6 protein-coding genes are annotated in these 3,533 nt (G+C 38.3%); all 6 read right to left on the bottom strand.

The genetic code is table 11. The annotated features are described in order from the left end of the window. Nucleotides 1-288: hypothetical protein (locus tag RAO94_08290; protein MDP8322336.1), on the bottom strand; the 288-nt coding region annotated here is incomplete at its 3' end. Next, nucleotides 289-900, bottom strand: a complete 612-nt coding sequence (locus RAO94_08295; protein MDP8322337.1) for a 4Fe-4S binding protein — start codon at nt 898-900, stop codon at nt 289-291. Then, entirely contained in the window at nt 897-1,220 is a 324-nt protein-coding gene (gene mnhG, locus RAO94_08300) for a monovalent cation/H(+) antiporter subunit G (GenBank protein MDP8322338.1), read from the bottom strand. The genes RAO94_08295 and mnhG overlap by 4 nt, the downstream gene beginning before the upstream one ends. Beyond that, nucleotides 1,213-1,470, bottom strand: a complete 258-nt coding sequence (locus RAO94_08305) for a monovalent cation/H+ antiporter complex subunit F (protein ID MDP8322339.1) — start codon at nt 1,468-1,470, stop codon at nt 1,213-1,215. Before RAO94_08305 ends, mnhG begins: the two co-directional genes overlap by 8 nt. Beyond that, nucleotides 1,470-1,964: a Na+/H+ antiporter subunit E gene (locus tag RAO94_08310; GenBank protein ID MDP8322340.1), complete on the bottom strand. Its 495-nt coding sequence runs from the start codon at nt 1,962-1,964 to the stop codon at nt 1,470-1,472. Before RAO94_08310 ends, RAO94_08305 begins: the two co-directional genes overlap by 1 nt. Then, on the bottom strand, nt 1,961-3,484 hold the full coding sequence (locus tag RAO94_08315) for a proton-conducting transporter membrane subunit (protein MDP8322341.1): 1,524 nt from the start codon (nt 3,482-3,484) through the stop codon (nt 1,961-1,963). Before RAO94_08315 ends, RAO94_08310 begins: the two co-directional genes overlap by 4 nt. Between the last annotated feature and the right edge of the window lie 49 nt (nt 3,485-3,533).

Here is a 3,533-nt window from a genome sequence, read left to right on the forward strand (position 1 = left end):
AGTATTATCGGGAATTTCAGAAATATGGATCATCTTGAAGTAACCTGATTCACGGTCAAAATCTGTGCAATCTACCAGAACAAGCAGATCAGGAGCAAGGGAATTAATTTTACCAACGAATTTCTCAATAGCGGCTTCTACAATAAGGGTATCTAAAAGGGGTCTTTTCTCAAGTTCTTCACAGATAATAATTCCAATTGCATCATCAGATTTTAACCTGTTCCCTACTCCCACAAAGAGGAGTTTTTTACCTGTAGCATCCAATAACGGTTTAAAGGAATCAAACACTTAGCTAAGATTTTCTATCTGGAGCTTACGATTGCAGTTAGGACAGAGAATATTATAGGTATTCTTTCTTTTCAGGCCATCTTTTATGGGAATAGAAACATCTTCAGCCCTGGAAAGCTGCAATCGCTCATTAAGCATATTCAAATTAAGCACTGATGCAAACGCCTTGGCACCAAGCTGGTCATGAATAAACTGCATATGCTGCTTTGTGGTAATAATAGCCCCGCAATTATCACAAATAAGAAGTTCACGTTCCTGAGTTTCAACCACTTCAGCACGATCAAAGCAGGCAAGATCATAAATTTCATCAGATAGTACTACACCTTTACCGGTGATGCAGTGTTCTTCGCATTTACCACAAAAGATGCACCTGCCATAATCGCGAGTAATGGTTCTGATACCAGTATTGGGATCATCTTCAAAAGTAATGGCATTGGACGGGCAAACATTGGCGCAGGTTTCGCAGCCTACGCAATTATCTTCATCCACCACCGGTTTACCTCGATATCCGGGAAAAGGTTTGAATTCACCTTTCGGGAATGGACTTGTATATGGCTTTGTGAATAAAGAAACCAGGGCTTCCCTTACTTCACGCAATTTGGGATATCTCATTTGTTCTGCTCCTTATAATGATCAACCACAGTTTTATCTGACAATTCAATTCCAGCCTTATATGATCCTCGAATCAGAGCATGGGCAGCAACGGTGGAAGTGAAGAATAATAGTGGTATTGCAATAAGAGCTTTGATACCTGTAGCAGAAAATCCGAATTGGATAAATAAACCCAGCAGGATACTGCACGTTCCTAAGGTAACGGATTTAGTGGCAGATTGGAGACGATTATAAACATCTGGCAGACGAAGCAGTCCCAGGCAGCCAAATAGATCAAATGCTGCTCCAACTATATAAAGAATAACGCTGATACTATTCATCTAATTTCTTCCTTGTTAAATATTTTGCCAGTGTGATAGTGCCGATAAAACTGATAAGTATCCAGGCAATAGCAATATCGATAAGGAACAGTCTATTGGTTTTAATTGCCAGGAAAACGCAGATACCTACGACCAGAATTCCAAAAATATCAATAGCCACCATGCGATCGGCAACAGATGGTCCCAGGATAACCCGCAGGAAACACAGGAAACTTAGTCCCATTAAAATATACAATAAGATATCAATCATTATTCAAATATCCTTTTTAATAGTGTTTCAAATCTTCCGATGATCTTTTTGGTGTAGTATTCCGGATCATCACTTTTTACATATATCCAATGGATATACAGGTCACTATCGATAATATCTACAGTAATTGTTCCGGGAGTCATTGTGATGGAATTTGCCAGGATTACTCTCGCTATATCTGTTTTCAATGATGAATGCACTTTAACAATACCGGGTTTAATAGGCATTCTGGGACTAAGAACGCGATAGGCAACATCGAAATTTGCCTTGATACATTCCCAGATGAATATGATTATATAAATGATCAACCAGAAATATCTTACCGGGTTATAGAATTTCTGCCAGGAAGTGAGAAATCTGTTTGAGAAGATCAATGTTGTGAGTAGAGCAGCAAATACGCCACTAAGGATATTTGCAGTTTCAAGACTGAAAGAAAATGCCATCCAGATCAAAAATAAAATTATAAATAATGTTATCTGCTTCATAATCATCATCCTAATACTGCTGCGGAATACTGCAGATTTTTTATCAGCACATTAACAGCGGGGAAAATGAACTGGTCGCGGAGTGAGGGGATCACCATCAAACTAAGCATTATACATAATAATGCCAGAATCATCATTGCAATTGACATAGGCAATGGAGCTTCCTTGATCTGGTGATCATATTCTCCAGGTTTATTATAGAAAATATATTTTTGAAATTTCAAAAAATATGAAATCGTGATAATGCTAACTGCAACAGCAATGAAAGCCAGCCAGTAAAATTGAGCTTGAACTGCAGCAAGAATAATGATCAATTTACTGAAGAATCCATTAAATGGTGGAATTCCCGAAATTGACATTGAGGCAATCAGCGAAGTTTTACTTGTAATGGGCATTTTTTCTGATAATCCACCTAATTTGCGCATATCCCTGATTCCGGTTCGATATTCCACAGCACCGGCATTGAGAAATAGCAGGCTCTTGAATACGGAGTGATTTAATAGATGCAGTAATGCACCAAAAATTGCAAAGGCAGCAATTGTCTGGCTCCCATTCCGCACCAAAATTAACATTCCTATTCCAACTCCCATAACCACATAACCCATCTGACTGATACTGGAATATGCCAGTAGTCTTTTCATATCCCACTGTCCTATTGCCATTAATCCACCAATTATCATCGATAAAGTTCCCAATACAATGATCGTCATCGCTATATCAGCATTAAGGGCAAACATGGAAAAGAATAATCTGAATATCACATAAAGTCCAATCGCTTTGATGAGTACACCGGAAAGCATGGCAGAAATTGGTGAAGGTGCAGATGAATGAGCATCAGGCAGCCAGGCATGGAAGGGGAAAATTGCAGCTTTCAAACCAAATCCGACCAGGAAAAGCAAGGATACAAATTTCACAAAAGGTGCAGAATATGGTAACTGCCGGGAAATATCAGCAATATTAAGGGTTCCTGTACCCCAATAAATAAATCCGATTGCCAGGAGGATCAATAGTGATGCCAGACAACCCAGAACCTGATATTTGAAGGACGCTTCTAACTGGTGTTTTTCTACCCCAAAAGCAACCAGGATGTAAGAAGAAATTGCGGCAATTTCCAGAAATACATAAATATTGAAAATATCACCACTGATCACAATTCCATTCATACCAGCAATCATTAAACTGAATAATATATAGAATTTTCTTTCAGCAGTATATTCTCTTGTATATGAGACGGAATACAGGGCAGTTAAAAAACCTACTGCAGAAATTATCAGCAATAGTAATTTCGAAAGTCCATCCATCACCATATAGATAGCAATCGGGATATCTCCAACATCAGGAAAGCCACCAACTCTATAGACCAATGTACCCTGGGATTTCAGCATAAAAAATAGAGTCAGACAGGTAAGAAAAAGCAGTTCTACTACCACGACTACTTTGCCAATGTTTTTGATTAATCTCCCCAGAATTGCCATTATAAAGGCAGAAGCTAATGGAATTACTACATAAAGCGGGATCAATGCATTCATTTTTTATCCTTTTAGACTATTTATCTTTCTGATATCAAAAGTACCATAT

It is taken from the genome of Candidatus Stygibacter australis, assembly GCA_030765845.1.
In the GTDB taxonomy this organism is placed as follows: Bacteria; Cloacimonadota; Cloacimonadia; order Cloacimonadales; family TCS61; genus Stygibacter; species Stygibacter australis.

What these genes read in the sequence shown, in the direction of transcription:
- RAO94_08305 (MDP8322339.1), bottom strand. Translation starts at nt 1,470, where the DNA reads ATGATTGATATCTTATTGTATATTTTAATGGGACTAAGTTTCCTGTGT.
- RAO94_08315 (MDP8322341.1), bottom strand. Translation starts at nt 3,484, where the DNA reads ATGAATGCATTGATCCCGCTTTATGTAGTAATTCCATTAGCTTCTGCC.
- RAO94_08310 (MDP8322340.1), bottom strand. Translation starts at nt 1,964, where the DNA reads ATGATGATTATGAAGCAGATAACATTATTTATAATTTTATTTTTGATC.
- mnhG (MDP8322338.1), bottom strand. Translation starts at nt 1,220, where the DNA reads ATGAATAGTATCAGCGTTATTCTTTATATAGTTGGAGCAGCATTTGAT.
- RAO94_08295 (MDP8322337.1), bottom strand. Translation starts at nt 900, where the DNA reads ATGAGATATCCCAAATTGCGTGAAGTAAGGGAAGCCCTGGTTTCTTTA.